We start from the raw sequence: 26,181 nt of genomic DNA, 5'->3' as shown, positions 1-26,181 counted from the left end.
TTACGACGGATTTACGAGGCCTGAGTTGTCGGTCGGCGTCCATACGGTTGCTCCATGTTCGACCTAACGAAGCCAGAAATCGCCTACCTCATCGGACTGCTCCAAACGGATGGCTCGCACCACGGCAGCCTCGACGGGAAGGGCAAAGTCGTGCTTGAACTGTCGGCGCGCGATGAGTCTGTCTTGCCGCGGCTCGCTTCGGTGCTGCCCTGTTATTCCTCGATCCGCAGGCGCACGCGCGACACGAACTTCAGCGAAAGGTACGAGTCCGTCGCGCTGTCGTTCTTCGATCAAGAGGTCCGAAGAGCGCTCGCGGCCACCGGTGTGCCTCCCGGCCGGAAGTCGCGGACCGTCGCGCCGCCGCCTCCGCCGATCGCAGCTGCCGACTATGTGCGCGGTCTGCTCGACGGTGACGGGTCGGTCGGCTTCACCGGCAAGGGCGAGCCGTTCGTGAGCCTGGTGACGGCGAGCGAGCCGCTCGCCGCGTTCTTCTGCGATGTCGTGCAGGAGGTCTGCGGCGTCACCCGCACCGCCCGCCCGAACCGGCGCGACGGCGTCGCGAACATCATGGTGCTCAACGGCGCCGCCGCCAAACTGGCGGCCTGGGTATGGAACCCGCCGGAGGCGATCGGCATCGACCGCAAGCGGGAGGCGGCGATCCAGGTCGCCGCGTGGACACCCGATCCGGCGAAGGCGGGCCGCTACGGCGTCGCCCGGAAGCGGTGGACGCCGGAGGAGGACCGGATCGTGCTGAGCTGCACCCAGTCCGAAGCAGCGGCGCTGCTCGGCCGCACTCTACAGAGCGTCAGCCTGCGGAAGTGGCGGCTTCGCAACGGAAGCGCCGGTCAGCCGAAGACCGCCCAGTAGGTGATCGCGGCGGCGATCACGACGGCCGGGTAGGCGATGCGGGAGCCGATGGTGAGCCATCGGAGGCGGCGTTTGCGGCCCTTGGCGGCCCAGGAGGAGCCGACGAGGTCGATGACGAGGAGGGCAACGCAGATGAGGATGAACAGGTAGTAGAGCCATTCGATGGCGACGGTGTAGGAGATCGCGGGGAGGACGCTCGTGACGGAGTTGAGCATGACGGCGCTGGAGAGGATGCCGGTGATCGCCATCGACACGCGCGAGGTCACGGCGTCGTAGCCGAGGAACAGGGACACGTACGTCGCCATCACGAGCAGCCCGAGCGGGAGCAGGTTCTTGACGAGGAAGCCGCCCACGTCGCGCCGCACCTGGAGGTCGGTCACGAACTGGCTGTAGTAGAGCCCGCCCGCGGCGTCGGCGCTCGGGTCGCCCATGTTCGCGGTGGTGCCGACGGTCTCGGCGGTGAACAGCGCCTGGTCCACCTGCCAGTTCGGGATGCTGTCGATCGTCGTGGTCGCGTCGCCCGCGCTCGCGAGCCGCTCGGCCTGGGTCTGGGCGCGCACGGCCGCGTCGAGCACGTAGACGACGCTGCTGTCGGGCAGCGTGCGGTTCTGGAGCACGATCGGCAGGTGCTGCACGTCGAAGGGGAACCGCCGGAACTCCAGGTCGGCCTTGAACGTCCCCTCGACGTGGAACAGGCGGTACTTCGTGTCGCCGACCTGCTTGGACTCCAAGGGATCGCCGAGGGCCAGGCTCTTGTCGACGGCGTTGGGGAACCACACGTTCAGCACGTCGTCGCCGCCGGTGTAGTTGAACCAGATGAACATGTCGGCCGAGAACGTCCCCGCCTGCGTGTTCAGGTCGCGGATCTCGTTGATGTTCACGCCCGTCGAGACGATCTGGGAGGGCACGAGGACCTCCTCCTCGAACTCGACGGCGGCGCCGCCGGCGAGCTCGGCGCCCGCGTCCTGGCCCGAGGTCGGCGTGTACGGGACGAGCTGCACGGGCGCCGAGACGGGCCGGTTCCCGCTGAAGACGCCCATGCGGACCGGCCGCACCAGCGTCCGGTCGTCGAAGTACAGGGGCCCGCTCAGGCCCTCGGCGGCGGTCTCGGGCGAGTCGGTCGCGGCCCACGCGTCGCGCAGCAGCTCCCGGTCCGCGGCGCGGTCGGCCGGGTCGAGGCTCGCGCCTTCGAGGCCGTCGGCGATGAGCGCGAGCGCGTCGCTGCCGGTGAGGGCGGGCCAGTCCGGGACGTAGCCGTGCTCGCGCACGAACGCGAGCAGGAACTTCAGGGCCTCGCCGGTCAGGGAGTCGGTGAGGACCGGCGCGGTCGCGTAGATCGGCGCGGCCAGCGCGGCCTCGTCGGCGCCGCCCGCGACGAGCGCTTCGTGGACTTCGGCGGTGAACGCCTCGGAGGAGAGCTTGTCGCCGCCGATGATCGGCTCGGTGACGCCCGCGGCGCGCAGCCCGGGGATGATCCGCCCGGCGAGGTCGGGGCGCAGGCCGAGGACGATCGCGCCGCGGTTCGCGTCGGCGGCGATCGAGGCGACGGCGGCGTCGACCGCGGCGTCGGTGTCCCCGGCGAGGTCGATCGTGGTGCTCTGCTCGGTGCCGCCGAACGCGCTGGTGAAGCCCTCGTGGACGTCGGTGCCGTACCGGTCGTCGCCCCACACGACGGTGGCGCGGTCGAGCGCCAGCACGGCGTCGACGTACGCGGCGAGGAACGCGCCCTGCTGCGTGTTGTCGAAGATGCCCTGGAAGTACCAGGGCCGGTTCGCGGTCAGGTCGTCGCCGGTGGCGGAGGGGCTGATCGCGGGGATGCCCGCGTCGGCGTAGACCGGGGACGCGGCGATCGACGGGTCGGTCGTGGTGTGGCCGATGACGGCGATGGCGCGGTCGTCGGCGGCGATGGCCTCGGCGTTCTCCTTGGCCTTGAGCGGGTCGCCGCCGTCGTCGTAGGCGAGGATCTCGACGGTGCGGCCGTCGATGCCGCCGGCCTGGTTGAGGCGGTCGGCGGCGAGCTGCACGCCCGGGAGGAGGTCGGACTCGATCTCGGTGGAGTCGGCGCCGCCGAGGTTCCCGGCGACGGCCACGTAGACGGGCTCGGGCGCGGAGGCGCGGGCGATGAGGACGACCGCGAGGACGGCGAGCGCGGCCAGGGCGACGATTCCGGCCGCGATGAGGGTCCAGCGTCTGCGGGGCGTCGCGGTGCCTGCCATGGGCGCTCCTCCTCCGGTTGCTCCACACAGCTCTACCGGAATCGGGGCCGCCGTTCAGCGGTTCCGCCAGATCAGCGGCCCTACGCAGTGCTACTGAAGGCACTCCACGAGGAGGTCGGCCAGGGCCTTCGCGTACTCGCCGTCGGGGTCGTAGTCGGGGTCGAAGACGGTGAGGTCCATGCCGGCGCAGCGGTCGTCGGCGGCGCAGGTGGTGATGATCTGGCCGAGTTCGCCGAGGGAGATGCCGCCGGGCGCGGGGCCGTCGACGGCGGGCATCACGGAGGGGTCGATGACGTCGGCGTCGACGTGGAGCCAGAACGTGGCGACGTCGCCGACCGCGTCGAGGGCCCATTCGGCGCTGCGGCCGACGCCGCCCGCGCGCAGGGCCGGGACGGTGCGCAGCGAGATGCCGGTGGCTTCGAGCTCCACGCGGTGGGGGTCGTCGGAGCGGAGTCCGAGCATGACGAGGTGGTCGGTGTCGACGTAGGGGCGCAGGCCGCCGATGTCGGTGAGGTCGGGCTGGCCGCGGCCGGTGGCGAGGGCGAGCTCCTCGGCGGCGGCGGCGCCGACGTACTGGGAGTTGCCGGGGTGGCGGAAGTCGGAGTGCGCGTCGATGAAGACGAGGCCGCGGGGCTTGCGGTCGCGTTCGGTGCGGCGGCGGGCCGCGAGCGCGGGACCGAGGAGGATCGAGCAGTCGCCGCCGAGGACGAGGGGGAAGCGGCGCTCCTGCCAGAGGCGCTCGACGCGGTCGGCGAGGCGGCGGGTGTACTCGGCGATGGCCTTGGCCTGGCCGACGCCGTCGCCGGGGCGCCACGGAGACGCGTCGAAGCGGGGCGGGGTGAGGCATCCGGCGTCGACGGCGTTGAGGCGCGAGACGAGGCGGTGGTCGCGGAGGGCCCCAGGGGCTTTCGCGCAGCCGGGGACGGTGTGCGGGGTGGGCGGGCGGAGGCCGAGGTTGGAGGGCGCGTCGAGGACGGCCACCCGTCTCGTCCGAGTCGCCACCGCTCACCTCCCACCGTTGCTCGTTCCGCTAGCTTGGCACAGGGAACGCTGCGGCACCAGGTGATCTACCTCCTCCGAACGGCCGGACCTCCGCGGCGAGCGGTCGCCGCGGAGGTCCGGGAATGCTTGGGGCCGTTCGGGTTCCGTCGCCTAGAAGAGGACGGCGCTGAGTTTGCGGCGGGCCTTGGCGACGGCCGGGTCGTCGGGTCCGGCGACGGTGAACAGCTCGACGAGGCGCTTGCGCACGCGCTCGCGATCGTCGCCGAAGTTCTTGGCCACCAGGCCGATCAGGCGCTCGTAGGCGGCCTCGGCCTGCCCGGAGAGGAGCTGGAGGTCGGCGGCGGCCAGCGCGAGGTCGATGTTCGCGGGGTCGGCGTCGGCGAGGGCGACGGCGTTGTCGGGGAGGGCCCCGACGCGGCGGATCATCCGCACCTGCGCGATCCCGGCCTCGGCCTCGTCGGACGCCGGGTGGTTCTTGAGGTACTTGTCGTAGACCGCTTCGGCGCCGTCGAGGTCGCCTTCGGTGAGGAGGGCCTCGGCGCGGGCGAGCTCGGGGTCGACCGGCTGCGGGACGTCGAGTCCGGCGGCCTGGGTGACGCGGCCGATCCACTGGCGCAGGCCCTGCTCGGTCTGCGGGCCCTGGAGCAGGTCGAGCGGGCGGCCCTGCGCGAGGGCGACGACCGCGGGGAGGGCCTGGAGCTGGAGGGCGGCGGCGAGCTGCTGGTTCTCCAGGACGTCGGCGCGGGCGTAGACCCAGGCGCCGGCGGCTTCGCCCGCGAGGCGCTGGAGCAGGTCGCGGACCTGGACGCTCTCGGGGACCTGGTCGGCCCAGAACGCGACGACGACGAGCGCGTCGAGGGAGCGTTCGAGGACCTCGGCCTGGACCGTGGCGTCGGTGACGTCGAGGACGGCGCCCGCGGGGGCGCCGTTGGCGGCGGCCTGCTGCTGCGCCTGCGCGGCGGCGGCGAGGGTGCTGAGGTCGACGCCTCCGGAGAATCGTGACGGTACCTGGTCGCTCATGACGGTGATTGTTCCATTCTCATCGGGGACCGGCGGTCAGGGCCGGGGATGGTGTGGGCCGCGCGGCGTCGGGGGCCGCGCCTCGGCGGTGCCGCAGCTCTGCCTCAGCTTGTGCCTCAACAATGCCTCAGCGGCGCGTCCGCCGCGCTTCAGCGGCGTCCGGCGGCCTCGTCGCGGCCCTGGACGGCGAGCTTGTCGGCGCGCTCGTTGCCGGGGTCGCCGGAGTGGCCCTTGACCCAGCGCCAGTCGACCTCGTGGCGGGCGGCGGCCTCGTCGAGGCGCCGCCACAGGTCGGCGTTCTTCACCGGTTCCTTCTTGGCGTTGACCCAGCCGTTGCGCTTCCAGCCGTTCATCCAGGTCAGGATGCCGTTGCGGACGTAGGACGAGTCGGTGTAGAGCACGACGGGCAGGGGGCGCTTGAGGGCCTCCAGGGCCTGGATGGCGGCCATGAGCTCCATGCGGTTGTTGGTGGTGGCCTTCTCGGAGCCGTACAGCTCCTTCTCGTGGTCGCCCCATTTGAGGTAGACGCCCCAGCCGCCGGGGCCGGGGTTGCCTGAGCAGGCGCCGTCGGTGTAGATGACGGCGGTGTCCTCGTTCTCGTCCGTTTTCGGCATGACCGCCAGCTTAGCCCGCGTCAGCCTGCGAGCGCCGTCGCGGCTTCGATGCCCAGGAGCACGCCGATGACGAGGAACAGTCCGGAGGAGACGTAGCGGACGACCTTCTCGGGGATGCGCTTGGCGACCCAGGCGCCCGCGAAGACGGCGAGGAGGTCGGCGGCGAGCATCCCGAGGGTGCCGCCGATCCACACGCCCCAGCCGTTGTAGCTGGAGCCCAGGCCCATGCCGATGATCATGGTCTTGTCGCCGAACTCGGCGAGGAACATCGCGGTGACGACGGTGAGGAGGCCGGAGCGGCGCTCCTTGACGGGGCCGTCCTCGTCGTCGTCCTCTTGGCCGCCGCGCAGGCCCCAGAGGCCGAAGCCGATGAACATGACGGCGGCGGCGAGGCGGATCCAGTCGGTGGGGAGGAGGTTGCCGACGGCGGCGCCGACGCCCACGGAGAGGCCGATGAGCGCGCCGATGGCGATGACGAGTCCGAGGATGACGGTGCGGAGCCGGTACTTGGTGGCGAACGTCAGGGCCATGAGCTGGCTCTTGTCGCCGAGCTCGCCGACGAAGATGGCGCCGAACGCGACGCCCGCGGCGATGAGCAGAGCTTCCATTGAGGGTGATCCTCCCAGTGTCAGAGCCGGGAGGAGGGTAGGCAGGACCTCGACCCGGCCGTACGGCCTTGGTCGAAGGTCTCGCTCGCCTCGGATCGAGGCCGTGCGGCCGGGTGCCCGGGGGCGCCAGTATGTCGACCGCAGCGTTGGGAGCTACTCCCCTTCTGCGCTGGCAACTATACGTGAGCGCCGGTCGGGGGCGCGACCTGCGCGGGGTGTGGCGTGCGCCGCGCGAGGCGGCGCATCGTCGCCGGGCCGCCGACGGCGATGAACGCGGCGAGGGCGGCGGGGACGAGGAGCCCGACGGTGAGGCTGGTGCCTTCGGAGAGGAAGCCGATGGCGGCGGGGCCGACGAGGAGGCCCGCGGAGCCGGACATGGAGATGAGGGCGACGTTCGAGGGCGTGCCCCCGGCTTGTCCGATGGCGCTGAACAGGACCGGGACCATGACGGCGATGCCGGTCCCGGCGAGGGTCCAGCCGGTCCAGGCGAGCGGGAGGCCGCCCGCGGCGCCGGAGGCGAGGACCATCGCGTACCCGGCGGCGGCGAGGGCGCCGGCCCACAGGAGGGTGCGGCCGGGGCCGAGGCGGGCGCGCACGGGGTCGCCGAGGAGGCGGAAGACGGTCATGGCGACGGCGAACACGGTGTAGGACAGGGGCGCGAGGGCGTCGTCGGCGTGGAGGACGTTGGCGGCGTGGAGGTTCGCCCAGTCGATGGCGCCGGACTCGACGAGGTGGCCGCCGAGGCCGAGGAGGAACAGGGCGCCGAGGAGGACCGCGCCGATCTTCGCCGCGGGCGCGGCGGGGGCGCCGCTGCTGCCGCCGGCGTCTCGACCCGGTGGCGGCAGCAGCGGACGGGTGGTGGCCGCCATGAGGGCGGTGGCGGCGAGGGCGACGGCGATGAGGATGGCCTGGTTGCCGAGGCCGAGGACGAGGCCGAGGGAGGTGAGGGCCCCGGCGGCGGCGCTGCCGAGGCTCCACAGGCCGTGGAACGCGGAGATGATCGGGCGTCCGAAGCGCTGTTCGAGCTCGACGGAGTGGGCGTTGATGCCGACCTCGATGAAGCCGACGCCGACGCCGTAGAGGGCGGCCGCGGCGAGGAGGGTCGCGTAGTTCGGGGCGAGCGCGGGGGCGATGAGGACCAGCTGCGTGGCGGGGCCGGTCCACAGGAGGAGGCGGCGGGAGGTGATGCGGTCGGCGATGCGCCCGGCGAGGGCCATCGAGGCGAGTCCGACGAGCTGGATGAGGAGGAGCACGGTGCCGAGCCGCGCTTCGCCGAGGTCGAGGCGGGCGTCGACGCCGGGGAGGGACGCGGCCCAGGCGCCCATGACGAGGCCCGAGGTGGCGAAGGCGCCGTGGAGGCCGAGGCGGGCGCGGCGGAGCGCGAGCTGGTCAGACATGGGGGTCCCGGTTCCGGATCGAGGTTTTGTTCTTGGTGAGAACATAACAGGACGAAGGACGGGCCGTCAAGGTTTAAGTTCGCGTCAGACACAAAATTATCGGCTGGCATACTCCCCCTATGCCGGAGACCATGACGAGCGCCGATCTGCGGACCCGCAACCAGGTCCGGCTGCTGCGCGCCGTCCACGACGCGGCCGCGCCGATCACGCGGGCCGAGGCCGCGCGGGTGCTGGGCATCGGCCGCAACACCGCCGCCGCGCTCGTCGGCGAGCTGGAGCGGGCCCGGCTCCTGCACGAGGTCCCGGCCGAGGCGGCCGGGCGCGGGCGGCCGACGACCCTGCTGGTACCGCATCCCGAAGGGCCCCTGGCGTTCGCGGTGGACTTCCGCGAGGACACGTGGACGCTCGCCTCGGTCGCGCTGGGCGGCGCGATCACCGAACTCGAAGGGGGCGAGCACGACCGGACCCCGCGCGTGTTCGCCGACCTCCGCGCCGCCATCGCGCGGCACGCCACCGACCGGCTCGCGGTCGTCGGCCTCGCCACCTCCGGCCCGATCCGCGACGGCCACCGCCTCCACATCTCCCACCTCGGCTGGGACGAGGTCGACCTGGCCGGCCTCATCGGCCCGGACTGGCCGGTCACGGTGATCGACAACGACGCGCGCCTGGCCGGGCTCGCGGAGGCGCGGCGGGGCGCGCTGCGCGGCATGGGGACCGCGATGCACTTCCACATCGACTTCGACATCGGCGGCACGCTGCTCCTCGGCGGCGACGCCCAGCGCGGCGCGCACAACATCGCCGGCGAGTTCGGGCACATGCCGCTCACCGGGTCCCCGCTGGAATGCATGTGCGGCGCGCGCGGCTGCTGGAGCCTCGACGTCGGCGCGAACGCCCTCGTCCGCCATTTCGGCGCGCGCCCCGGCTACGGCGAGGGCCGCGAACTCGCTCGCGAGATCCTGCGCTGGGCCGAGGACGGCGACGCGGAGGCGTCCGCGGCGGTCGACGCGAACGCCGCGGCCCTCGGAACGGGCCTGGGCGCCTTGGCGAACGCCCTCGACCCGCAGGCGATCAGCCTCTCGGGCCTCGGCGTCGACCTGATCCGCCTGCGCCGCGACACGATCGAATCCCATTGCGCGGCGGGCCTCATGGCGTTCCGCCGCGACGAGCCGCCGCAGATCCTCGCCGGAACGGTCGGCGACGCAGGGCCGCTCACCGGCGCAGCGGAGATCGCCTGGGACGCGATCCTCGCCCCCGACCGGGTGAAGGCCCTGCTCCAAGGCGCGTAAGAGCCTTAGACGACGTCGAACTCGTTGCCCTCGGGGTCCTGGAGCGCGACGGCGTAATGCCCGGAGTCCGGGTCGTCGTTGACCCGCAGCACGACCGCGCCCGCGGCGACCACTTGCTCCACCACGGCGTCGACCCGCTGGATGCGCACGTCCCGGGGGACGCCGCGGCCGCCGCCGGGCTTGAGGTCGAGGTGGAACCGGTTCTTGATCTCCTTCGGCTCCGGGACCTTCTGGAACCAGATGCGCGGCCCGCGCCCCGCGGGGTCGACGATCGATTCGGGGAGCTCCCCGGCGCCGGGCGGCAGCTCCTCCGGGGGCACGCCGAGCGACTCCCAGTAGGCGCGCCAGGTGGCGTGCCCGTCGGGCGGCGGCTCGGGCACGTAGTCGAGGGCCGGGGCCCAGAACGCCACCATCCGCGGCGGGTCGGCGCAGTCGATCGTCAGTTGGAAGGTCATGCCCCGAGCATCCCAGAGGGGTGCGACATGTCGGACCCGTCGGTCATGATCGTCCGATGGCGAAGCGGAAGCGGCCCGCCCCCAGGCGGCAGTTCATCGTGGTGGCCCGGACCGGGTCCGGCCCCTGGCCGCACCCGGTCGAAGTGGGTGTGCACCCGGCGGGGGCGGACTCGCTCCTGTCGTTCTCGCTCGGCCCCCACATCGTCAACGCGGGCGGGATCGTCCCGCTGGGGAACGTGCTCGACGAGTCGCGGACCGGCCTGAACCCGATGTTCGCGGAAGAGTTCGACGCGGCCGGGCTGCACTGGCTGGTGCCGCTCCTCGCGCGCCTGCACGCCGGAGAGGAGGTGGCCGAGGAGATCAGAGCGGCCTACCAGGCGCTGCACGGCAAGCGGCCCGAGACGATGTTCTAGCGCAGGAGGCGGTCGGTCTCGGCGGCTTCGGGGGCCGTCGCGGGGCCTCGTCTCGTGACCGCCAGGGCGGCCGCGGCGTTGGCGCGGCGGACCGCGGCGTCGATCGGATCGCCGCGGAGGAGAGCGGCGGCGAGGACGCCGGTGTGGGCGTCGCCTGCGCCGGTGGTGTCGACCGCGGTCACCGGGAAGCCCGGGACGAGGCGGGTGCCTTCGGCGTCGGCGATCCAGGCGCCCGCGCTGTTGTCGCGGGCGAGGACCGTGCCGCCCTCGCGCAGGCGCGGGCGCAGGGCCGCGGCGCGCTCGGACAGGGGCGCGTCCCCGAGAGTCGGCGTCAGGAGGCGGGTCTCCCTGGCGTTGGCGCTCAAGACGTCCGTGCGGGCCAGCGCCGCGCCGAGGACGCCCGGCGGGAGGTCGGCCACGAGCGGCGCCGGGTCGAGGACGACCCGGGTCTCCTCCGGGAGGGCCGGGAGCCAGGCGGTGAGCGCCTCGGCGTTGACCGGGTGGGCCAGGCCGTAGCCCGAGACCACGACCACGTCCTCCCCCGTCACCGCGACCCGCCGCAGGTCCTCAAGGCGCAGTTGGCCTTCGGCGCCCACGTACGTCACGAAGGTGCGCTCGGCGGACGCGTCGACGAGGACCACCGAGTAGCCGCTGTCAAGGTCGCGCAGGCCCGGCCCCGCGACCTCGAAGGCGCGCAGGGCGTCCCGCACGATCGCGCCGAACGGCCCGGTCCCGTACTGCCCCGCGTACAGCACCGGGGCGCCGTCGCGGGCCGCGGCGGTCATCGCGTTGAAGCCGCCGCCCGCGGTGATCGAGGAGGCGGAGGCGAGGACGTCGCCGCCGGGCTCGGGGAGCGCCGGGACCGCCAGGCCGATGTCGACGATGACGTTCCCGGTGTAGACGACGCGCCCGCTCATGCGGTGGGCTCCTTCCGGGCGGCGGGCTTCGCGCCGCCCAGCGCGAAGTACAGCACGGCGGCGGCCGCGAAGGTGGCGATCCAGGCGATGCCGTCCTGGCCGGCGCCGCGCAGGACGTAGCCGAGGACGATCGCGATGAGCCACGCCCCGACGGCGCGCCATTCGACGCCGCCGCGGTACCAGTACCCGGAGGTGCGCCGCACGTCCATCAGGGCGGCGGGGTCGTAGGTGCGCCGCTTGAGCATGTCGACGAGGAACACGCCGAGCCACGCGGTGATCGGGATGGCGAGCAGCGAGATGAACGCGATGAACGGCCCGTAGAAGTCCCCGGCGATGAGCATGAAGTAGATCGAGCCGAGGAACGTGACGACCACGTCGAGGGTCACCGCGTACACGCGCTTGACCCGCACGCCGAGCGTCAGCGTCGTCAGGCCCGCCGAGTACACCGACAGGTGGTTGGAGAGCAGCAGCCCGCCGAACGCGGCGATGAGGTACGGGACGGCCATGCCCGCGGGGAGCATCTCGCGGATCGCGGCGACCGGGTCGGGCGCGGTGGCGAGGTCGGGGCTGCCGGCCGTCAGGAGCGAGCCGAGCGCGATGAGCAGCAGCAGCGGGATGCCGGCGCCCGCGGCGCTGGAGGCGATCAAGTGGGCGGCCTTGACGGAGGTCTTCTGGTAGCGGGCCATGTCGGCGCCCGCGTTGGCCCAGCCGATGCCGGTCCCCGCGGCGATGGTGCCGATGCCGAGGAGGACCGCGGACCAGGACCCGGCGGGGGTCGCGGTGACGGCGTCCCAGTCGACGGTGGCGATGAGGAACGCGGCGACGACGAGGTTGAGCGCGCCGAAGATCCAGGTGGCCCACCGCTGGATGACGAGGATCGCGGTGTGGCCGAGGCCGGAGACCAGGAGCGTGCAGACGACGAACACGGCGATCGCGACGAGCGTGAGCACCGGCGCGTCCTTCGCGGCGATCTCCTCGCCCGCGAAGATCGAGAACAGGGAGAGCAGCACGAACGCGGCGGTCGTGGTGTTGACGGTCTCCCAGCCCAGGCGCGACAGGAGCGACACGAACGTGGGGCCCGCGTTGCCGCGGACGCCGAACACGGCGCGCGAGAGCGTCATCGACGGCGCGCCGCCGCGGCGCCCGGCGACCGAGACGATGCCGACGAGCGCGAACGACCCGAAGGCGCCGATGAGCGCCACGATGACGGCCTGCCAGATGTTGAGGCCGAGGGCGACGAGGGTCGCCCCGAGGGGCAGGCCGAGGACGGAGATGTTGGCGGCGAACCAGACCCAGAACAGCTGGAACGCGTTGCCGTTGCGGTCCTTGTCGGGCACGGGTTCGATGCCGCGCTGCTCGATCGCGGTGAGGGTGCCGCCGGGGGCGACGTCGTCGGTGGTGATGGCCATTGGTCTCGCTCCAGTCTTCGTTGAGTGGAAAGTCGTGCGGGCGTTCAGTTCCGGTGGCGTTCGCGCAGGGCCAGGAGGCCCGCGCAGAGGGAGGTGAGGTCGAGTCCGTTGCGGGCCTGGACGTCCGCGAGGGCGTCGGCGGGCCAGGCGGCGGCGCCGTGGACGGCGCCGAGGACGGCCCCGGCCATGGCCGCGACGGTGTCGGTGTCGCCGCCCGCGCGGGCGGCGGTGCGCAGGGCGTCCCACGGGTCGGCCGCGGCGGCGGCGAGCGCGAGCGCGGCGACGACGGACTCCTGCGCGGCGACGGAGGTGCCGACGAGGTCCACGAGGAGCCGGTGGTGGTCGCCGGGGTCGGCCTCGCGCAGCAGGTTCGCGGCCCAGCGGACGCGTGGGCCGATGCGGCCTCCGGCGGTCCAGTGGGCGCGGCGCTCGGCGTAGTCGGCGTAGTCGGCGCCGGTCGCGACCGCTTCGGCGGCGTCGGCGCCGTCGATCCCCGCGGAGACGGCGGCGGCGACGGCCGCGGCGGCGGCGAGGCCGAGGCTGGAGTTGTGGGTGATGCGCGCGGAGTCCTGGACGGCGTCGAGGAAGGGCGTGCGCGGCACGTGGGGGACGGCGATGCCGACGGGCGTGACGCGCATGGCCGCGCCGTTGGTGGCGCCGCCGCGGCCGGTGACGGACGGGTCCTCGCCGTCCTGGAGGCGCTGGAGCGCGACCTTCGTGGAGGGCCCCAGCAGGTCGAGGGAGCCCTTGTCGATCATGCCGCGCTCCCAGGCGAGGAGGCGGCGGGCGAACTCGTCGGCGGGCAGGGCGCCGTCGTGCTCGATGAGGAGCTCGGCGAGGAGCACGGCCTGCTCGGTGTCGTCGGTGACGGACCCGGCGGGCATCCCGGCGGCGATCCGCTGGCGCGGGCCCGCGGCGGCGAGGCCGTCGAGGTCGCCGTAGTCCTCGGCGATCTCGCGCGCGGACATCGACTGGGTGGGCATGCCGAGGGCGTCCCCGAGGGCGAGGCCCGCGAAGGCGCCGAGGGCGCGGTCGGCGGCGTTCATGCGCGGTCCCCGAAGCTGATGTGGACGCGGAAGTGGTCGGGGTCGAGCCAGGAGACGACCTTCTCGACGAACTCGCCGCGGGCGTCGCGCACCAGGCGCGTGGAGTGGAGGAAGAGCGTCCCGGCGGCGCGCTGGAGGAGCGCGGCGTCGTCGAGGTCGAGGGCGGCGACGGAGACCCACTGCTCGCCGGAGGCGGGCGTGAGCCCGGCTCGGCGGAGCGTCTCGGTGAGGGAGTCGTCGACGAGGCCGTCGCGGGGGACGTCGGCGAGGACGCCGGTGGCCGGGACGCGGCTGCGCTCCAGGGAGACGGGGGTGCCGTCGGGGAGGGCGCGCACGCGGTCGAGCGCGAGGAAGCGGGAGGAGGCGGCGCCGACGCCCACGGCCAGGTCGGGGTCGGCGACGATCTCGGCGCGCAGCACGGTGGTGGCGAGCTCAGCGCCCGCGAGGGCGCGGCCCCAGCCGAGGGCCTGGTCGAGGGCCTTGCCGCCGAAGGAGACGAAGGACCCGACGCCGGTGCGGGTGTTGATGAGGGACTCCTCGGCGAGCTGCGCGAGGACCTTGCGGATGGTGCCGCGGCTGACGTCGTAGCGCTGGGCGAGATCCTGCTCGCCGGGGAGGAGCTGGCCGTCGCGGTAGCGGCCCGAGAGGATCGCCGTGCGCAGGGACTCGGCGACGATCGTGCTCTTCTTGGGCGGCCGTGCCGCCGCCCCGGATCCAGCGGTCATATCTGTACTGTACCTGTACAGTGCCTGTACAACAAGTCGTTCGCTGGAAACGCGAGAGGGCGGGCCCGCAGGCCCGCCCTCAGCGCGTGTTATCCCTGTTCAGGGGCTAGATGCCGCCCTCAAGGTGGTGGTACACCTGGTTCCAGCGCAGCTCCTGCTTGAACTCGCGGGCGTTCGTGTCGCCGTCGATGGTCACGAGTTCGACCCCGGCGATCTCCGCGAAGTCCTCCATGACCTCGCGGCCGAACGCCTGCGTGAACGAGGTGTGGTGCGGGCCGCCCGCCGTCAGCCATGCCTCGGCGGAGGTCTGGAGGTCGGGGCGGGGCACCCACACGGCGCGCGCGACCGGCAGGTTCGGGAGGTCCTCGTCGGGCTCGACCGCGTCGACCTCGTTGGCGACCAGGCGCAGCCGGGTGCCGAGGTCGAGGAGGCCGACCATGAGGGCCGGGCCGGGCGGGGCGGTGAAGACCAGGCGCACCGGGTCCTCCTTGCCGCCGATGCCGAGCGGGTGGATCTCCGCGGTCGGCTTCTCCGAGGCGATCGTCGGGCACACTTCGAGCATGTGCGCGCCGAGGATCTGCGGGGACTCCGCGCCCAGGTTGTACGTGTAGTCCTCCATGAAGGAGGTGCCGCCGGGCAGGCCCGCGGCCATGACCTTCATGAGCCGCACCAGGACCGCGGTCTTCCAGTCGCCCTCGCCGCCGAAGCCGTAGCCGTCGGCCATGAGGCGCTGCACCGCGATGCCCGGGAGCTGCTTGAGCGCGCCGAGGTCCTCGAACGTGTCCGTGAACGCCTTCGCGCCGTGCTCTTCGAGGACCGAGCGCAGGCCCAGCTCGATGCGGGCCGCGTCGCGCAGCGACTCGTGCCGGGCGCCGCCCGCGCGCAGCTCGGGGACGACGTCGTAGTCCGCCTCGTAGACCGCGGCCAGCTCGTCGACAGCCTTGTCCTCGATGGACGCGACGCGCTCGGCGAGCTCGTTGACGCCGTAGGTGTTCACCTCGACGCCGAGGCGGATCTGCGCCTCGGTCTTGTCGCCTTCGGTGACGCCCACGTACCGCATGTTGTCGCCGAAGCGCACCAGCTTGAGGTTCTGGACCTCGTTCCAGCCCAGGGCGGCGCGGGCCCAGTTGCCGACGCGCTCCTGGACCTGCGGGTCGCCCCAGTGGCCCACGACGGTCTTGCGGCGGTGGCGCAGGCGGGTGAGCATGTACCCGAACTCGCGGTCGCCGTGGGCGGCCTGGTTCAGGTTCATGAAGTCCATGTCGATGTCGGCCCACGGCAGGTCGCGGTTGTGCTGCGTGTGCAGGTGCAGCAGCGGCTTCTGGAGGGCGCCGAGCCCCGCGATCCACATCTTCGAGGGCGAGAACGTGTGCATCCAGGCGATGACGCCGATGCACTCGTCCGACGAGTTCGCTTCGAGGAGGACCCGCCGGATCTCCTCAGGCGTGGTCAGGACCGGCTTCGCGACCACCTTCACGGGGATCGAGTCGGCGCCGTCGAGGCCCGCCACGATGTCCGCGGAGTTCTGCGCGACCTGCTCGATCGCCTCCGGCCCGTACAGGTGCTGGCTGCCGGTGACGAACCACAGTTCTTTTGTATGCAGAGCCTTTGTTCCCATTGCTTCCTACTGCTCCTTCGGGGCCTGGCCGTAGACGTTCTGGTAGCGGTCGTAGAGCGAGTCGACGTCCGCCTGCGGGATCGGCACCGGCTCGCCGAGCTGGCGCGAGATGTGCACGGTGCGGGCGACGTCCTCGGTCATCACGGCGGCCTTCACGGCCGACTTCGGGTCCTTGCCGATGGTGAACACGCCGTGGTTCTGCATGATGACCGCCGGGGAGCGGTGGCCGCGCAGGGTCTCCACGATGCCCTTGCCGATCGCGTCGGAGCCGATGAGCGCGAACGGGCCCAGCGGGATCTCCCCGCCGAACTCGTCGGCCATGGCCGTGAGCACGCACGGGATCGGCTCGGCGCGCGCGGCCCACGCGGTGGCGTACGGGCTGTGCGTGTGGACCACGCCGCCGGTTTCGGGCATCCGCCGGTAGACCTCGTTGTGGGACTCCGCGTCCGAGGACGGCGACAGGTCGCCTTCGAGGATCTTCCCGTCGAGGTCGGTCACGACCATGAGGTCCGGGGTCAGGTCGTCGTAGGAGACGCCCGACGGCTTGATGACGATGACGTCGGTGCCCGGGACGCGGCCCGAGACGTTCCCGCTCGTCCACGTCACCAGGCCCCAGCGCAGCAGCTCGGCGTGGAGCGCGCACACGCGCTCCTTCATCTCCTGGACTTCGGGAGTCGACTGGTAGCTCACTTGCTTGCCTCCGTGGCGATCTCGTTCAGCGTGTGCAGCGCGCGCGAGCCGCCGCGGCCGAAGTGGTCGTGCAGCTCCTCGTAGACCGCGTACAGGCGGTCGTAGGCGTCGGCGCGGGCCTCGTCGGGGACGTAGGCGTTGCGCTCGACCTTGCCCATCGCCGCCGACGCGGCGTGGATGTCCGGGTAGGCGCCCGCGGCCACGGCCGCGTGGATCGCCGAGCCGAGCGCCGGGCCCTGCTCCGAGGTGAGGACCGTGATCGGCATGCGCAGCACGTCCGCGTAGGTCTGCATGAGCCACTTGTTCTTCAGCAGCCCGCCCGCGGCCACGAACTCGTCGATCGGCACGCCGGCCTTGACGAGCGTCTCCACGATCATGCGGGTCCCGAAGGCCGTGGCCTCCACGAGCGCCCGGTAGATCTCCTCGGGCTTGGTCTGGAGCCCCAGGCCCAGGATCGCGCCGTGCAGGGCGTGGTCGACCAGGACCGAGCGGTTCCCCGAATGCCAGTCGAGCGCCACCAGGCCGTGCGCGCCCACCGGCTGCTCCGCGGCGAGTTCGGTCAGGTACTCGTGGATCGAGATGCCGCGCTCGGCGGCGGCCTCGGTGTACGCGGCCGGGACGCCGTTCTTGGTGAACCACGCGAAGATGTCGCCGACACCGGACTGGCCGGCCTCGTAGCCCCACAGGCCCTTGGTGATGCCGTCGCGCACGACGCCGCACATCCCCTGGGCCTCCTTCAGCTCCTCGCCGTTGACGACGTGGCAGGTGCTCGTGCCCATGATGGCGACCATCTGGCCCGGCCCGACGGCCTTCGCCGAAGCGGCCGTGACGTGCGCGTCGACGTTGCCGACGGCGATCACGGTGCCCGCGTTCAGGCCCGTCCACTCAGCGGCCTCCGCGGTGAGCTCGCCGGCCTTGTCGCCCAGGGCCGACAGCGGGTGCTCCATCTTCGCGTTGAAGTCCGCGAAGTCGGGGTTCAGGGCCGCGAGGTACTCGCGGGAGGGGCGCTCCCCGTCCTGCACGATCCCCTTGTACCCGGCGGTGCAGGAGTTGCGGGTCTCCTCGCCGCACAGCTGCCAGATGATCCAGTCCGCGGCCTCGATCCAGCGGTCGGCGCGCGCGTACAGCTCCGGGTCCTCCTCAAGGAGCTGGAGGCCCTTCGCGTAGGCCCACTCCGAGGAGATCTTCCCGCCGTACCGCGGCAGCCACGACTCGCCGCGCTCGGCCGCCACCGCGTTGATGCGGTCGGCCTGGCCCTGCGCGGCGTGGTGCTTCCACAGCTTCGGCCACGCGTGCGGGCGGTCGCGGTACTCGTCGAGCTCGCACAGCGGCGTCCCGTCGGCGGTGGTCGGCAGGATCGTGCACGCCGTGAAGTCCGTGGCGATGCCGATCACCTGGTCGGCGCTCACGCCCGCGGCCGCGACCGCGGCCGGGACGGCGTTCTTGAGCACGTCGACCCAGTCCTTCGGCGACTGGAGCGCCCAGCTGCGCGGCAGGCGGACGCCGGAGCCGGGGAGGGCCTCCTCGATGGCGCCGTGCTCGTAGACGTGCTCGGCGCTGGCGAGTTCGCGCCCGTCGGCTACGGAGGCGACGACGACGCGGCCCGAGAGCGTGCCGAAGTCGATCCCGATAGCAACGGCACCGTTGTCGCTGCCAGTCATTGTGCAGCCTCCTTGGGCTCGTTCAGAAGTGACCGTTCACATGGAGGGAGTCCCCCCACGCGCGTGCGACCCGCCCCGGCGCGCGCCGAACGGCGCCTGTACACGGGTGGGTCTCAGACAACCTAACGCATTCGCACGTTCGGTACCAGTGGCGGTCAGGCGTTCCGGCCCCGAAAGCGGACATGCCGCCCGGTTCGGGAGCCGAGGCGCGGGCCCGCTGTGACACAGGTCCCGCCCCCGGACGCGGAGCACCGGCGGACCCGCGGGTCCGCCGGTGCGTGTCCGGTCCGCGCCTCAGCGGCTGATGAGACGGCGGAACTTCGACCGGCGCTTGGGGCGGAGGCGGTCCGCCGCGGACCCGACCGCCGCTACGGTGCGGTCGAGGCCCTTGCGGCCCGACTTGCGGCCGCGCCGGGCGGCCTTCGCGGCGTCCCCCGCCGCGAGCTTCACGGCGTTGCCGCCGTACTTCGCGGCGATCGTCGCGCTCGCCGCCGCGAGGCGGGCGCTCTCGCGCGCCGAGCGGGACTCGGCGCGGCGGTGCCCGCGCGTGACGGCGACGGTGACCACGGTGGCCGTGACGGCCCCCGCGGCGGCGACGGCCACCGTGAACGGGTGGCGGCGCACCGGAGCGAACGGGCCGTGCGCGTGCTCGGCGTCGGGCGACAGGCCCAGGCGCTCGCGCAGCTCGTGGACGGCCTCGTCGATGCGGTCGCGGGCGTGGTCGGCCTCGCGCATCAGCTCCTCCACGGTGGCTTCGGGCGCGGACTTCGCCGCGGCCTCGGCGCTGCCCTCGTCGGCCTCGGACCAGTCGTGCCGGTGCTCGTGCTCCTCGGCGTCGTCGCGGCGCACGACCTCGACGTCCGGCTGGTACGGCATGCCCGTCGACGGCGGCGGCGCGAGCCCCGCCCCGGGAGGCATGTCCGCGGGGTGCGTGTTCGGACGGGTCATCGGTGCATCCTTCCCTGCAAGGCCCGGGCGTCCTGCCGGGCGCGTTCCATGGTGTCCTGGGGGATCGGCGGCATCGCCTGCTTCAGGGCCGAGCGGCCCGCCAGCGCGGCGATCCCGGCCGCCGCGAGCAGCACGACGCCGATCACCAGCGCCGCGAGCCACGCGGGCCAGACCAGCGCCAGCGCGATGCCGGCGGCCAGGAGCAGCGCGGCCCCCGCGTAGAACGCGAGCACGCCCGCCGCGGCGAACATGCCGCCGCCGCGCGCGCCGCGCTTGGCCTTCTCGGCGACCTCGCGGGCCGCGAGCTGCGCTTCGAGGTGCGCCAGGTGCGTCACGTCCGCGGCCAGGTCGCCGACGAGCTCCCCGACGGACCGGTCGTGCGCGTCCCAGTGGTCGCGGACGTCCATGTCGTCACCCCTTGCGGTCCACGGCCCGCTTGAGCTGGGCCTTGTTCATCTTCGAGCGGCCCTTGACGTTCTTCTTGCGGGCCTCCTCGTAGAGCTGGTCCTTGGTGCGGCCCTTGGGCCCGGAGTGCGAGCGCTGGCCGCCGCGCTTGGACGAGGACATGTCCTCGGTCGAGGTGCGGCTCGCGGTCTTCGTCTTGCCTTCGCGGGCGCGCTGCTTGTTGACCGTGCGCGCGGCGATCTCCTCGGCGCGGTCCTCGCTCTCGCCCCGGTCCTCCGCGCTGTCGCGGATCTTCCGGTACTGGCGCTCTTCCTTCTTCGTCCACTGCTGCTGCGGCATGGCCTGTCACCTCCGAGGTTCGCGGCCGTTCCGATGAGGACGGGGTTCCCGGCCCGGCGGGGCCGGAAACCCCCGCTAGCGGGCGGCGCCGCGGTTCGTCTCGCCGAAGTCGCCGTCGGTGCGGGCCTCGCTCTCGCGCGGGAGGCGGCGGTGCAGGACCAGGCCGAGGACGATCATGAGGACGCCCAGGCCCAGTTGGAGCAGCGCGGAGGCGCCGTTCCACGGCAGGAAGCCGCCGATCCCGGAGGCGAAGAGGCCGATGAGCCCCAGGACGGCGAACAGGACGCCGCCGCCGAGGAGGAACCGGCGCGCGTACGCGGCCATCCAGGACATGATGAGGCCGGCGACGCCGGCCGCGAGGTAGAGCAGGTTCGCGAGGACGGAGATCGCGAAGACGCCGAACAGCTCGGTCTGCGAGTCCCCGGCGAACGCGATCCTGGAGAAATCGGTGGTGAGCGCCGGGATGAACCCGGCGACGCCCATGAGCAGGAGGACCCACGAGACGGCGTTCAGGCCCTCCTGGACGGCGGTCGTGCGCCGCCGTTCGGCCTCCCACCAGTGGTGGCCGGTGGTCGACATCGGTCGCGAGTTCATGGCGTGCTCCTCTCCTTTCGGGTGCGTTCCGGGTACCCGTCGCCGCGGCGGCGACACGCGGTTTTGCGGCCGGGGCTGCGGGTAGCCGCAGAGGACTCAGTGATCGGAGGGGACAGGATGGGCGTCATCGACGAACGGATCTCCGGGCTGGAGGAGCTGGCCCAGCAGCTGCGGGTGGACGCGGTGCGGGTCTCGGCGCAGGCGGGGTCGGGGCACCCGACGTCCTCGATGTCGGCGGCCGACCTCATGGCGGGCCTGTTGGAGGGCCACCTGCACTACGACTTCGCGCACCCGCACCGGGCCGGGAACGACCGGCTCGTGTTCTCCAAGGGCCACGCGTCGCCGCTGCTGTACGCGATGCTCCGCGCGGTCGGCGCGATCGACGAGGAGCACCTCATGACGTACCGGCGGCTCGGCTCGGACCTGGAGGGGCACCCGACGCCGCGACTGCCGTGGGTCGACGTCGCCACCGGGTCGCTCGGGCAGGGCCTGCCGATCGGCGTCGGGATGGCGCTCGGCGCGCGCCTGGGCGGCTCGCCCGCGCGCGTGTGGGTGCTGTGCGGGGACGGCGAACTGGCCGAGGGCTCCATGTGGGAGGCGTTCGCCGCCGCCGCGGACCTGGGCCTGGGGAACCTGTGCGCGATCGTCGACGTCAACCGGCTCGGGCAGCGCGGGCCCACGAGGTACGAGTGGGACACGACGGCGTACGCGACGCGGATCGGCTGCTTCGGGTGGCACACGGTCGAGATCGACGGCCACGACCCGGCCGCGATCGACCAGGCGCTCGCCGCCGCTGAGGAGGAGCACTCGCGCCCGACCGCGATCATCGCGCGCACCCGCAAGGGCAAGGGCGTGGCCGCGGCCGAGGACAAGGAGGGCCTGCACGGCAAGCCGCTCCAGGAGTCCGAGAAGGCCGTGGTCGAGCTCGGCGGGGTGCGCTCCGCACACGTCGAAGTGAGCCCGCCGAGGTCCACCGAGCCGCGCCAGCGCGGCGAGCGGTCGCAGCTGCACCTGCCGTCGTACCCGGTCGGGACGATGGCCGCGACCCGCGACGGCTTCGGGGAGGCGCTCATGGCCGTCGGCGAAGCCGATCCCGACGTGGTCGTGGTCGACGGGGAGGTCGCCGACTCCACGCGCACGGCCGCGTTCGCGGAGGCGTTCCCGAACCGGTTCGTGGAGTGCTACATCGCCGAGCAGCAGATGATCGGCACGGCGGTGGGCCTGCGTACGCAGGGGTGGGTGCCGTACGCGGCGACGTTCGCGGCGTTCCTGACCCGCGCGCACGACTTCCTGCGGATGGCCGCGATCAGCGGCACCGACCTGCGGATCGTCGGGTCGCACGCGGGCGTGTCGATCGGCCGCGACGGCCCGAGCCAGATGGGGCTCGAAGACCTCGCGATGATGCGGGCCCTGTGGCGCAGCGTGGTCCTGTACCCGTGCGACGCGAACCAGGCCGCGCACCTGACGGCGACCATGGCCGACGTGCCGGGCATCAGCTACCTGCGGACCACCCGCGGGGAGACGCCGGTGATCTACCGGTCCGACGAGACGTTCCCGGTGGGCGGGTCCAAGACGCTCCTGTCGTCGCCGCACGACCGGCTCGCGATCGTCGCCGCAGGGGTCACGGTGCCCGAGGCGCTCAGCGCCGCCGAGCGGCTCCTCAAGGACGGGGTGCCGGTCCGGGTCATCGACGCGTACTCGGTGAAGCCCTTGGACGCGGCCGCGGTCCGGCAGGCCGCCGCCGACACCGGGCGGATCCTCACGGTGGAGGACCACCGGCCGGTCGGGGGCCTCGGGGACGCGGTCCTCGACGCCGTCGCCGGGCGCATCCCGGACGTGCGGTTCAAGAAGCTCGCCGTCCACGGCATGCCCGGGTCGGCCGGGCCGGCCGAGCAGCTCGCCGCGGCGGGGATCGACGCCGCCGCGATCGCGCACGCCGCGCAGCGGCTCCTCGCCTGATTCGGCGCTTATGGCCCGGGGAGGCGGGTAAACGGAGAAAATCGAGGAACATTCACTACTCGGGCGGTCCCGAAGAAGGAGATGGGCCACATGGCAACCGCACGCGAACTCATGCACACCGGGTGCACCTGCGTCAAGAGCGACCAGACCGCGGCAGACGCGGCGCGCCTCATGATGGAGCTGAACGTCGGCGCGCTGCCGATCTGCGGCGCCGAGGACGAGAAGATCAAGGGCATGGTCACCGACCGCGACCTGGTCATCAACGTCATGGCGGCCGGGGAGGACGCCGCGACGTACACCGTCGACCGGCTCCCGCAGGGCCACCTGATCCTCGCCGACGCCAACGAGGACATCGACATCACCATCGCGAAGATGAAGGAGCACCAGATCCACCGCATCCCCGTGATCGACCAGGGGCGGCTGGTGGGCATCATCGCGCTCGCCGACCTGTCCCACGGGATGCCCGAGTCCGTCACCGGCGAACTCGTGGAGTCGATCCGCTCCTGAACCCGGTCGAGGAGGGCCGCCGTCCGGCGGCCCTCCCGCCCCCGCAGCGCCCCGGAACACCTTGCCCCACAACGAATCGCCCCGACACCCTAGGAGGCAGCGATGCCCCAGACCGAGCAGGACACCGATCTCATCCGCGTCGTCGAGGACGACCACCGCGCGTTCGAGGCGGCCTTCGCCGAACTCGAAGCGACCGCGTCGGAACCGGTGGGGCGCAAGGCCCTCGTCGACCACGTCATCGCGAACCTGGTGCGCCACGCGGTGGTCCAGGAGCAGTTCGCGCACCCCGTGATCCGCAAGCGCCTCGACGACGGCGAGGAGATCGTCGAGCACGAGCTGGCCGTCTACGGCGAGGCCGAGATGGTCATGAAGGCCCTCGACGAGCGCGGCCCCGCGGACTTCGACTTCGAGCCGCTCCTGGAGCGGCTCATCACCGGGGTCCGGGCCCACATCATCGAGGAGGAGGCGCACCTCCTCCCCCGCCTCGCCGCGGCCTGCGACGCCGAGGAGCGGCGGCACATCGGGTTCAAGATGCTCGCGGCCAAGGAGTTCGCGCCGACCCGGCCGCACCCGCACGCGCCGGACTCGACGCCCGCGAACCTCGTCGTCGGCCCCGGGATCGGGCTCGTCGACCACATCCGCGACACCTTGGCGCACCGGGAGGTGTGAGCGCGGGGGCGGCGGATCGCTCCGCCGCCCCCGTTCTCTCAGAGCTATTCGGTCTCGGTGGTCTGCTCCAGGCCCTCGCGGAGCTCGCCGAGCGTGCGGTGCAGGAGCCGCGAGACGTGCATCTGCGAGATCCCCACCTCCTCGGCGATCTGCGTCTGCGTCATGTCGCCGAAGTACCGCAGCGCCAGGATCCTCTGCTCCCGCTCCGGGAGCTCCTGGATGAGCGGCACCAGCGACTCGTGGTCCTCGACCAGGCCGAGCGCGGCGTCCTCGCCGCCGATGGCGTCGCCGATGCGCGGCGCGTCCTCGTCGGCGAACGGCGCCTCGTCGAGCGAGACCGCCCGGTACGCCTGTCTGGCCTCGTAGCCCTCCTGGACCTCCGTCTCGGTGATGCCGAGGTGGTCGGCCAGTTCGGCGTCGTTCGGCGGTCGGCCCAGCCGCTGCGACAGCTCCGCGCCCGCGCGGTTCACCGCGATCCGCAGCTCCTGGAGCCGCCGCGGGACCCGCATTGGCCAGCTCGTGTCGCGGAAATGCCTTCTGACCTCGCCCATCACGGTCGGCACCGCGTAGGAAAGGAAGTCCGACCCCTGATAGGGGTCGAAGCGGTCGACCGCGTGGATCAGGCCCACGGACGCGACCTGCACCAGATCGTCCTTCGCGATCCCCTTGCCCGAGAACCGCTGGGCGATGTGCTCCGCGAGCGGGAGGTGCCCGGTGACGAGCCGCTCCCTGACCTCGGCCCGCCGCGGGTCGTCCGCGTCGAGGCCGGCCAGCTCCCGGAACAGCGGCGCCAGATGGCCGTACTCGTCCGAGCCGCGCCGCTTGCTTTCGGTGTTGTTGTCTCCCATGCGATCGCCCTCCTGCCCCCAATGGACATCGGTTTGAAGCATGTTGCCCCGTATGGGTACTTGACACCCCATTGTTACACCGTTTCGCGCGCAAGATCAATGCCGCCGGATGAATATTGCGTTAGGCGTTAAATGGCAGCGTTTTCCCGGTATTCGCCCCATTCGTCGCGCAGCGCCCCGCAGATCTCCCCGAGCGTGGCCTCCACGCGGGCCGCCTGGAGGATCGGCTCGATGAGGTTCGCGGTCCCCCTTGCGGCCGTGACGATGTCGGCGAGCGCCCGCTCGACCGCGGCGTTGTCGCGGCCCGCACGGCGCTCCGCGAGGAGCGCGTTCTGGCCCTGCTCGACCTCGCCGGAGACGCGGAGGATCTCCAGGTCGGCGGTGACGGTGTTCGTCAGCTCGGTGACGCCCACGATGTGCTTCGTGCCATCTTCGAGCTGCTGCTGGTACGTGAAGGCCGATTCGGCGATCTGGGCATTGAACCACCCGTCCTCGATGCCGCGGAGGATGCCGGAGGTGACGGGCCCGATCTCGTGGCGTCCGGCCGCTTCGCGGGCCACGTCGGCCGCGTTGTCGCCGGTCTCGCCGCCGAGAGCCAGGATCTGGAGGAACAGGTCCTCGGCCTCGGCCTCGATCTTGTCGGTGAGCGCCTCGACGTACCAGGAGCCGCCGAGCGGGTCGGCCACGTTCGTCACGCCGGTCTCGTCGCGCAGCACCGCCTGGGTGCGCAGCGCGATCTCCGCGGCCTGGTCGGTGGGGAGCGCGAGCGTCTCGTCGAGCGCGTTGGTGTGCAAGGAGTTCGTGCCGCCCATGACGGCCGCGAGCGCCTCGACGGCGGTGCGCACCACGTTGTTGTACGGCTGCTGCGCGGTCAGCGAGACCCCGGCGGTCTGGGTGTGGAACCGGAGCCATTGCGCGCGTTCGGTCTCGGCACCGTAGACGTCGCGCAGCCACTTGGCCCAGATGCGGCGGGCCGCGCGGAACTTCGCGACCTCCTCGAAGAAGTCGATGTGCGCGTCGAAGAAGAACGACAGGCCCGGCGCGAACACGTCCACGTCGAGGCCCCGCGACAAACCGAGTTCCACATAGGAGAACCCGTCGGCAAGGGTGAACGCGAGTTCTTGCGCCGCAGTCGATCCGGCCTCGCGGATGTGGTAGCCGGAGACCGAGAGCGGCTTGTAGCGCGGGATGTGCTCGGCGCAGTAGGCCATGAGGTCGCCGATGAGGCGCAGGTGCGGCTCGGGCGGGAACAGCCACTCCTTCTGCGCGATGTACTCCTTGTGGATGTCGGTCTGGAGCGTCCCGTCGAGGGTCGAGAGGTCGACCCCCTGGCGCTCGGCCGCGGCGAGGTACATGCAGAAGATCGGGACCGCGGGCCCGGAGATGGTCATCGAGGTGGTGACGCCGCCGAGGCCGATCCCGTCGAAGAGCCGGTCCATGTCGGCGGTGGAGTCGATGGCGACGCCGCAGTGGCCGACCTCCCCGAGGGAGGCGGGCTCGTCGGAGTCGCGGCCCATGAGCGTGGGCATGTCGAACGCCACGGACAGGCCGCCGCCGCCCGCGCCGAGGAGCATCTTGTAGCGGGCGTTCGTCTGCTCGGCGTTGCCGAAACCGGAGAACTGCCGGATGGTCCACTGGCGGCCGCGGTAGCCGGTCGGGTAGAGCCCGCGCGTGTACGGGAACTCGCCGGGCCAGCCGATGCGGCCCATCCGCGGGTCGTCGACCCCTTCGGGCGGTCCGTAAACGGGCTCGACTTCGAGACCCGACAGGGTCGTGAAGTCGGCGTCGCGTTTGGCGGCGGAGGCATAGCGCTTGGCCCAGCGCTCGCGGCCTTCGGCGATCTCTTCAGCGTCCACGGTGACACCTCACTTTTGGCGAGACTACGGCGAGCCTTCGGTCGGACTCACAGCCAATACTACTGAACGGTCGTTAAGCCGACAGGTGGCATAACTCCCCAAATGATCCAAC

At 72.4% G+C, this 26,181-nt stretch carries 26 protein-coding genes; 6 read left to right on the top strand and 20 right to left on the bottom strand.

The window, feature by feature from the left end; translation table 11 throughout:
* Positions 1 to 54: 54 nt before the first annotated feature.
* On the top strand, positions 55 to 867 hold the full coding sequence (locus B0I28_RS26780; RefSeq protein ID WP_146147947.1) for an LAGLIDADG family homing endonuclease: 813 nt from the start codon (positions 55 to 57) through the stop codon (positions 865 to 867).
* On the opposite strand, the gene B0I28_RS02815 is transcribed toward B0I28_RS26780, so the two are convergent.
* The 6 genes from B0I28_RS02815 to B0I28_RS02790 all read right to left on the bottom strand — a co-directional run bounded on the left by B0I28_RS02815 (position 846) and on the right by B0I28_RS02790 (position 7,724).
* Positions 846 to 3,083 carry an ABC transporter substrate-binding protein gene (locus tag B0I28_RS02815; protein ID WP_106362272.1) on the bottom strand — a complete coding sequence of 746 codons (2,238 nt, stop codon included), beginning with the start codon at positions 3,081 to 3,083 and terminating at the stop codon, positions 846 to 848. The two genes, B0I28_RS26780 and B0I28_RS02815, sit on opposite strands and share 22 nt — an antisense overlap.
* 90 nt (positions 3,084 to 3,173) lie before the next feature.
* Positions 3,174 to 4,085, bottom strand: coding sequence for an arginase family protein (locus B0I28_RS02810; RefSeq protein ID WP_106362271.1), 912 nt, complete (start codon positions 4,083 to 4,085; stop codon positions 3,174 to 3,176).
* Between the two features lie 150 nt (positions 4,086 to 4,235).
* Positions 4,236 to 5,105 (bottom strand): co-chaperone YbbN, encoded by an 870-nt coding sequence (locus B0I28_RS02805; RefSeq protein WP_106362270.1) that lies wholly within the window; start codon positions 5,103 to 5,105, stop codon positions 4,236 to 4,238.
* A gap of 149 nt (positions 5,106 to 5,254) precedes the next feature.
* Entirely contained in the window at positions 5,255 to 5,719 is a 465-nt protein-coding gene (rnhA, locus tag B0I28_RS02800) for a ribonuclease HI (RefSeq protein WP_106362269.1), read from the bottom strand.
* A 20-nt stretch (positions 5,720 to 5,739) separates the two neighbouring features.
* The gene (locus B0I28_RS02795; protein ID WP_106362268.1) at positions 5,740 to 6,327 is read right to left on the bottom strand and encodes a TMEM165/GDT1 family protein; all 588 of its coding nucleotides are present in this window, start codon (positions 6,325 to 6,327) and stop codon (positions 5,740 to 5,742) included.
* A gap of 176 nt (positions 6,328 to 6,503) precedes the next feature.
* Positions 6,504 to 7,724, bottom strand: a complete 1,221-nt coding sequence (locus B0I28_RS02790) for an MFS transporter (RefSeq protein WP_219926514.1) — start codon at positions 7,722 to 7,724, stop codon at positions 6,504 to 6,506.
* 119 nt (positions 7,725 to 7,843) lie between these two features.
* Between B0I28_RS02790 and B0I28_RS02785 the strand changes: the two genes are divergently transcribed.
* Positions 7,844 to 9,010 carry an ROK family transcriptional regulator gene (locus B0I28_RS02785; protein WP_146147946.1) on the top strand — a complete coding sequence of 389 codons (1,167 nt, stop codon included), beginning with the start codon at positions 7,844 to 7,846 and terminating at the stop codon, positions 9,008 to 9,010.
* 5 nt (positions 9,011 to 9,015) lie between these two features.
* On the opposite strand, the gene B0I28_RS02780 is transcribed toward B0I28_RS02785, so the two are convergent.
* Entirely contained in the window at positions 9,016 to 9,465 is a 450-nt protein-coding gene (locus tag B0I28_RS02780) for a VOC family protein (protein ID WP_106362266.1), read from the bottom strand.
* A 56-nt stretch (positions 9,466 to 9,521) separates the two neighbouring features.
* Between B0I28_RS02780 and B0I28_RS02775 the strand changes: the two genes are divergently transcribed.
* Complete coding sequence (locus tag B0I28_RS02775; RefSeq protein WP_106362265.1) at positions 9,522 to 9,878, top strand: hypothetical protein; 357 nt, start codon at positions 9,522 to 9,524, stop codon at positions 9,876 to 9,878.
* Here B0I28_RS02775 and B0I28_RS02770 read toward each other — a convergent pair.
* From B0I28_RS02770 to B0I28_RS02720, 11 genes are all read right to left on the bottom strand, one after another.
* Positions 9,875 to 10,795, bottom strand: a complete 921-nt coding sequence (locus tag B0I28_RS02770; protein WP_106362264.1) for a PfkB family carbohydrate kinase — start codon at positions 10,793 to 10,795, stop codon at positions 9,875 to 9,877. The genes B0I28_RS02775 and B0I28_RS02770 overlap by 4 nt on opposite strands.
* On the bottom strand, positions 10,792 to 12,204 hold the full coding sequence (locus tag B0I28_RS02765; protein WP_106362263.1) for a purine-cytosine permease family protein: 1,413 nt from the start codon (positions 12,202 to 12,204) through the stop codon (positions 10,792 to 10,794). Before B0I28_RS02765 ends, B0I28_RS02770 begins: the two co-directional genes overlap by 4 nt.
* A 44-nt stretch (positions 12,205 to 12,248) precedes the next feature.
* Positions 12,249 to 13,250 carry an ADP-ribosylglycohydrolase family protein gene (locus B0I28_RS02760; RefSeq protein ID WP_106362262.1) on the bottom strand — a complete coding sequence of 334 codons (1,002 nt, stop codon included), beginning with the start codon at positions 13,248 to 13,250 and terminating at the stop codon, positions 12,249 to 12,251.
* Complete coding sequence (locus tag B0I28_RS02755; RefSeq protein WP_106362261.1) at positions 13,247 to 13,975, bottom strand: GntR family transcriptional regulator; 729 nt, start codon at positions 13,973 to 13,975, stop codon at positions 13,247 to 13,249. The genes B0I28_RS02760 and B0I28_RS02755 overlap by 4 nt, the downstream gene beginning before the upstream one ends.
* Positions 13,976 to 14,081: 106 nt before the next feature.
* A complete protein-coding gene (gene araA, locus B0I28_RS02750; RefSeq protein WP_106362260.1) occupies positions 14,082 to 15,593 on the bottom strand; it encodes an L-arabinose isomerase in 1,512 nt (503 codons plus the stop codon).
* A 6-nt stretch (positions 15,594 to 15,599) separates the two neighbouring features.
* A complete protein-coding gene (locus B0I28_RS02745) occupies positions 15,600 to 16,283 on the bottom strand; it encodes an L-ribulose-5-phosphate 4-epimerase (RefSeq protein WP_245888860.1) in 684 nt (227 codons plus the stop codon).
* Positions 16,280 to 17,944: a ribulokinase gene (gene araB, locus B0I28_RS02740; protein WP_106362259.1), complete on the bottom strand. Its 1,665-nt coding sequence runs from the start codon at positions 17,942 to 17,944 to the stop codon at positions 16,280 to 16,282. Before araB ends, B0I28_RS02745 begins: the two co-directional genes overlap by 4 nt.
* 294 nt (positions 17,945 to 18,238) lie before the next feature.
* Positions 18,239 to 18,892 carry a hypothetical protein gene (locus B0I28_RS02735; protein WP_106362258.1) on the bottom strand — a complete coding sequence of 218 codons (654 nt, stop codon included), beginning with the start codon at positions 18,890 to 18,892 and terminating at the stop codon, positions 18,239 to 18,241.
* Positions 18,889 to 19,299 (bottom strand): phage holin family protein, encoded by a 411-nt coding sequence (locus B0I28_RS02730; RefSeq protein ID WP_106362257.1) that lies wholly within the window; start codon positions 19,297 to 19,299, stop codon positions 18,889 to 18,891. The genes B0I28_RS02735 and B0I28_RS02730 overlap by 4 nt, the downstream gene beginning before the upstream one ends.
* Positions 19,300 to 19,303: 4 nt before the next feature.
* Positions 19,304 to 19,636 (bottom strand): plasmid stabilization protein, encoded by a 333-nt coding sequence (locus tag B0I28_RS02725; RefSeq protein ID WP_106362256.1) that lies wholly within the window; start codon positions 19,634 to 19,636, stop codon positions 19,304 to 19,306.
* 75 nt (positions 19,637 to 19,711) lie between these two features.
* Positions 19,712 to 20,230: a DUF4383 domain-containing protein gene (locus B0I28_RS02720; protein WP_219926513.1), complete on the bottom strand. Its 519-nt coding sequence runs from the start codon at positions 20,228 to 20,230 to the stop codon at positions 19,712 to 19,714.
* 117 nt (positions 20,231 to 20,347) lie between these two features.
* Between B0I28_RS02720 and B0I28_RS02715 the strand changes: the two genes are divergently transcribed.
* From B0I28_RS02715 to B0I28_RS02705, 3 genes are all read left to right on the top strand, one after another.
* A complete protein-coding gene (locus B0I28_RS02715) occupies positions 20,348 to 22,189 on the top strand; it encodes a transketolase (RefSeq protein ID WP_106362255.1) in 1,842 nt (613 codons plus the stop codon).
* Positions 22,190 to 22,279: 90 nt separating this feature from the next.
* The gene (locus tag B0I28_RS02710) at positions 22,280 to 22,696 is read left to right on the top strand and encodes a CBS domain-containing protein (RefSeq protein ID WP_106362254.1); all 417 of its coding nucleotides are present in this window, start codon (positions 22,280 to 22,282) and stop codon (positions 22,694 to 22,696) included.
* A gap of 102 nt (positions 22,697 to 22,798) precedes the next feature.
* A complete protein-coding gene (locus B0I28_RS02705; RefSeq protein ID WP_106362253.1) occupies positions 22,799 to 23,365 on the top strand; it encodes a hemerythrin domain-containing protein in 567 nt (188 codons plus the stop codon).
* 44 nt (positions 23,366 to 23,409) lie between these two features.
* Here the strand turns inward: B0I28_RS02705 and B0I28_RS02700 are convergent, their stop codons facing one another.
* Positions 23,410 to 24,213: an RNA polymerase sigma factor SigF gene (locus B0I28_RS02700; protein ID WP_106362252.1), complete on the bottom strand. Its 804-nt coding sequence runs from the start codon at positions 24,211 to 24,213 to the stop codon at positions 23,410 to 23,412.
* A 128-nt stretch (positions 24,214 to 24,341) separates the two neighbouring features.
* Entirely contained in the window at positions 24,342 to 26,069 is a 1,728-nt protein-coding gene (gene icmA / locus B0I28_RS02695; protein WP_106362251.1) for a coenzyme B12-dependent isobutyryl-CoA mutase large subunit, read from the bottom strand.
* Positions 26,070 to 26,181 lie beyond the last annotated feature (112 nt).

Origin of the sequence: Glycomyces artemisiae, assembly GCF_003002955.1 — a bacterium.
Taxonomy (GTDB): Bacteria; Actinomycetota; Actinomycetes; order Mycobacteriales; family Micromonosporaceae; genus Glycomyces; species Glycomyces artemisiae.
The sequence above is the reverse complement of the archived record's forward strand: the minus strand, read 5'-3'. Positions and strand labels throughout refer to the sequence as shown.

Bases quoted from the DNA above. Each gene is read 5' to 3' on its own strand.
- B0I28_RS26780 (WP_146147947.1), top strand. From the start codon at position 55: ATGTTCGACCTAACGAAGCCAGAAATCGCCTACCTCATCGGACTGCTC.
- B0I28_RS02815 (WP_106362272.1), bottom strand. From the start codon at position 3,083: ATGGCAGGCACCGCGACGCCCCGCAGACGCTGGACCCTCATCGCGGCC.
- B0I28_RS02805 (WP_106362270.1), bottom strand. From the start codon at position 5,105: ATGAGCGACCAGGTACCGTCACGATTCTCCGGAGGCGTCGACCTCAGC.
- rnhA (WP_106362269.1), bottom strand. From the start codon at position 5,719: ATGCCGAAAACGGACGAGAACGAGGACACCGCCGTCATCTACACCGAC.
- B0I28_RS02795 (WP_106362268.1), bottom strand. From the start codon at position 6,327: ATGGAAGCTCTGCTCATCGCCGCGGGCGTCGCGTTCGGCGCCATCTTC.
- B0I28_RS02790 (WP_219926514.1), bottom strand. From the start codon at position 7,724: ATGTCTGACCAGCTCGCGCTCCGCCGCGCCCGCCTCGGCCTCCACGGC.
- B0I28_RS02785 (WP_146147946.1), top strand. From the start codon at position 7,844: ATGCCGGAGACCATGACGAGCGCCGATCTGCGGACCCGCAACCAGGTC.
- B0I28_RS02780 (WP_106362266.1), bottom strand. From the start codon at position 9,465: ATGACCTTCCAACTGACGATCGACTGCGCCGACCCGCCGCGGATGGTG.
- B0I28_RS02775 (WP_106362265.1), top strand. From the start codon at position 9,522: ATGGCGAAGCGGAAGCGGCCCGCCCCCAGGCGGCAGTTCATCGTGGTG.
- B0I28_RS02770 (WP_106362264.1), bottom strand. From the start codon at position 10,795: ATGAGCGGGCGCGTCGTCTACACCGGGAACGTCATCGTCGACATCGGC.
- B0I28_RS02765 (WP_106362263.1), bottom strand. From the start codon at position 12,204: ATGGCCATCACCACCGACGACGTCGCCCCCGGCGGCACCCTCACCGCG.
- B0I28_RS02760 (WP_106362262.1), bottom strand. From the start codon at position 13,250: ATGAACGCCGCCGACCGCGCCCTCGGCGCCTTCGCGGGCCTCGCCCTC.
- B0I28_RS02755 (WP_106362261.1), bottom strand. From the start codon at position 13,975: ATGACCGCTGGATCCGGGGCGGCGGCACGGCCGCCCAAGAAGAGCACG.
- araA (WP_106362260.1), bottom strand. From the start codon at position 15,593: ATGGGAACAAAGGCTCTGCATACAAAAGAACTGTGGTTCGTCACCGGC.
- araB (WP_106362259.1), bottom strand. From the start codon at position 17,944: ATGACTGGCAGCGACAACGGTGCCGTTGCTATCGGGATCGACTTCGGC.
- B0I28_RS02735 (WP_106362258.1), bottom strand. From the start codon at position 18,892: ATGACCCGTCCGAACACGCACCCCGCGGACATGCCTCCCGGGGCGGGG.
- B0I28_RS02730 (WP_106362257.1), bottom strand. From the start codon at position 19,299: ATGGACGTCCGCGACCACTGGGACGCGCACGACCGGTCCGTCGGGGAG.
- B0I28_RS02725 (WP_106362256.1), bottom strand. From the start codon at position 19,636: ATGCCGCAGCAGCAGTGGACGAAGAAGGAAGAGCGCCAGTACCGGAAG.
- B0I28_RS02720 (WP_219926513.1), bottom strand. From the start codon at position 20,230: ATGAACTCGCGACCGATGTCGACCACCGGCCACCACTGGTGGGAGGCC.
- B0I28_RS02715 (WP_106362255.1), top strand. From the start codon at position 20,348: ATGGGCGTCATCGACGAACGGATCTCCGGGCTGGAGGAGCTGGCCCAG.
- B0I28_RS02710 (WP_106362254.1), top strand. From the start codon at position 22,280: ATGGCAACCGCACGCGAACTCATGCACACCGGGTGCACCTGCGTCAAG.
- B0I28_RS02705 (WP_106362253.1), top strand. From the start codon at position 22,799: ATGCCCCAGACCGAGCAGGACACCGATCTCATCCGCGTCGTCGAGGAC.
- B0I28_RS02700 (WP_106362252.1), bottom strand. From the start codon at position 24,213: ATGGGAGACAACAACACCGAAAGCAAGCGGCGCGGCTCGGACGAGTAC.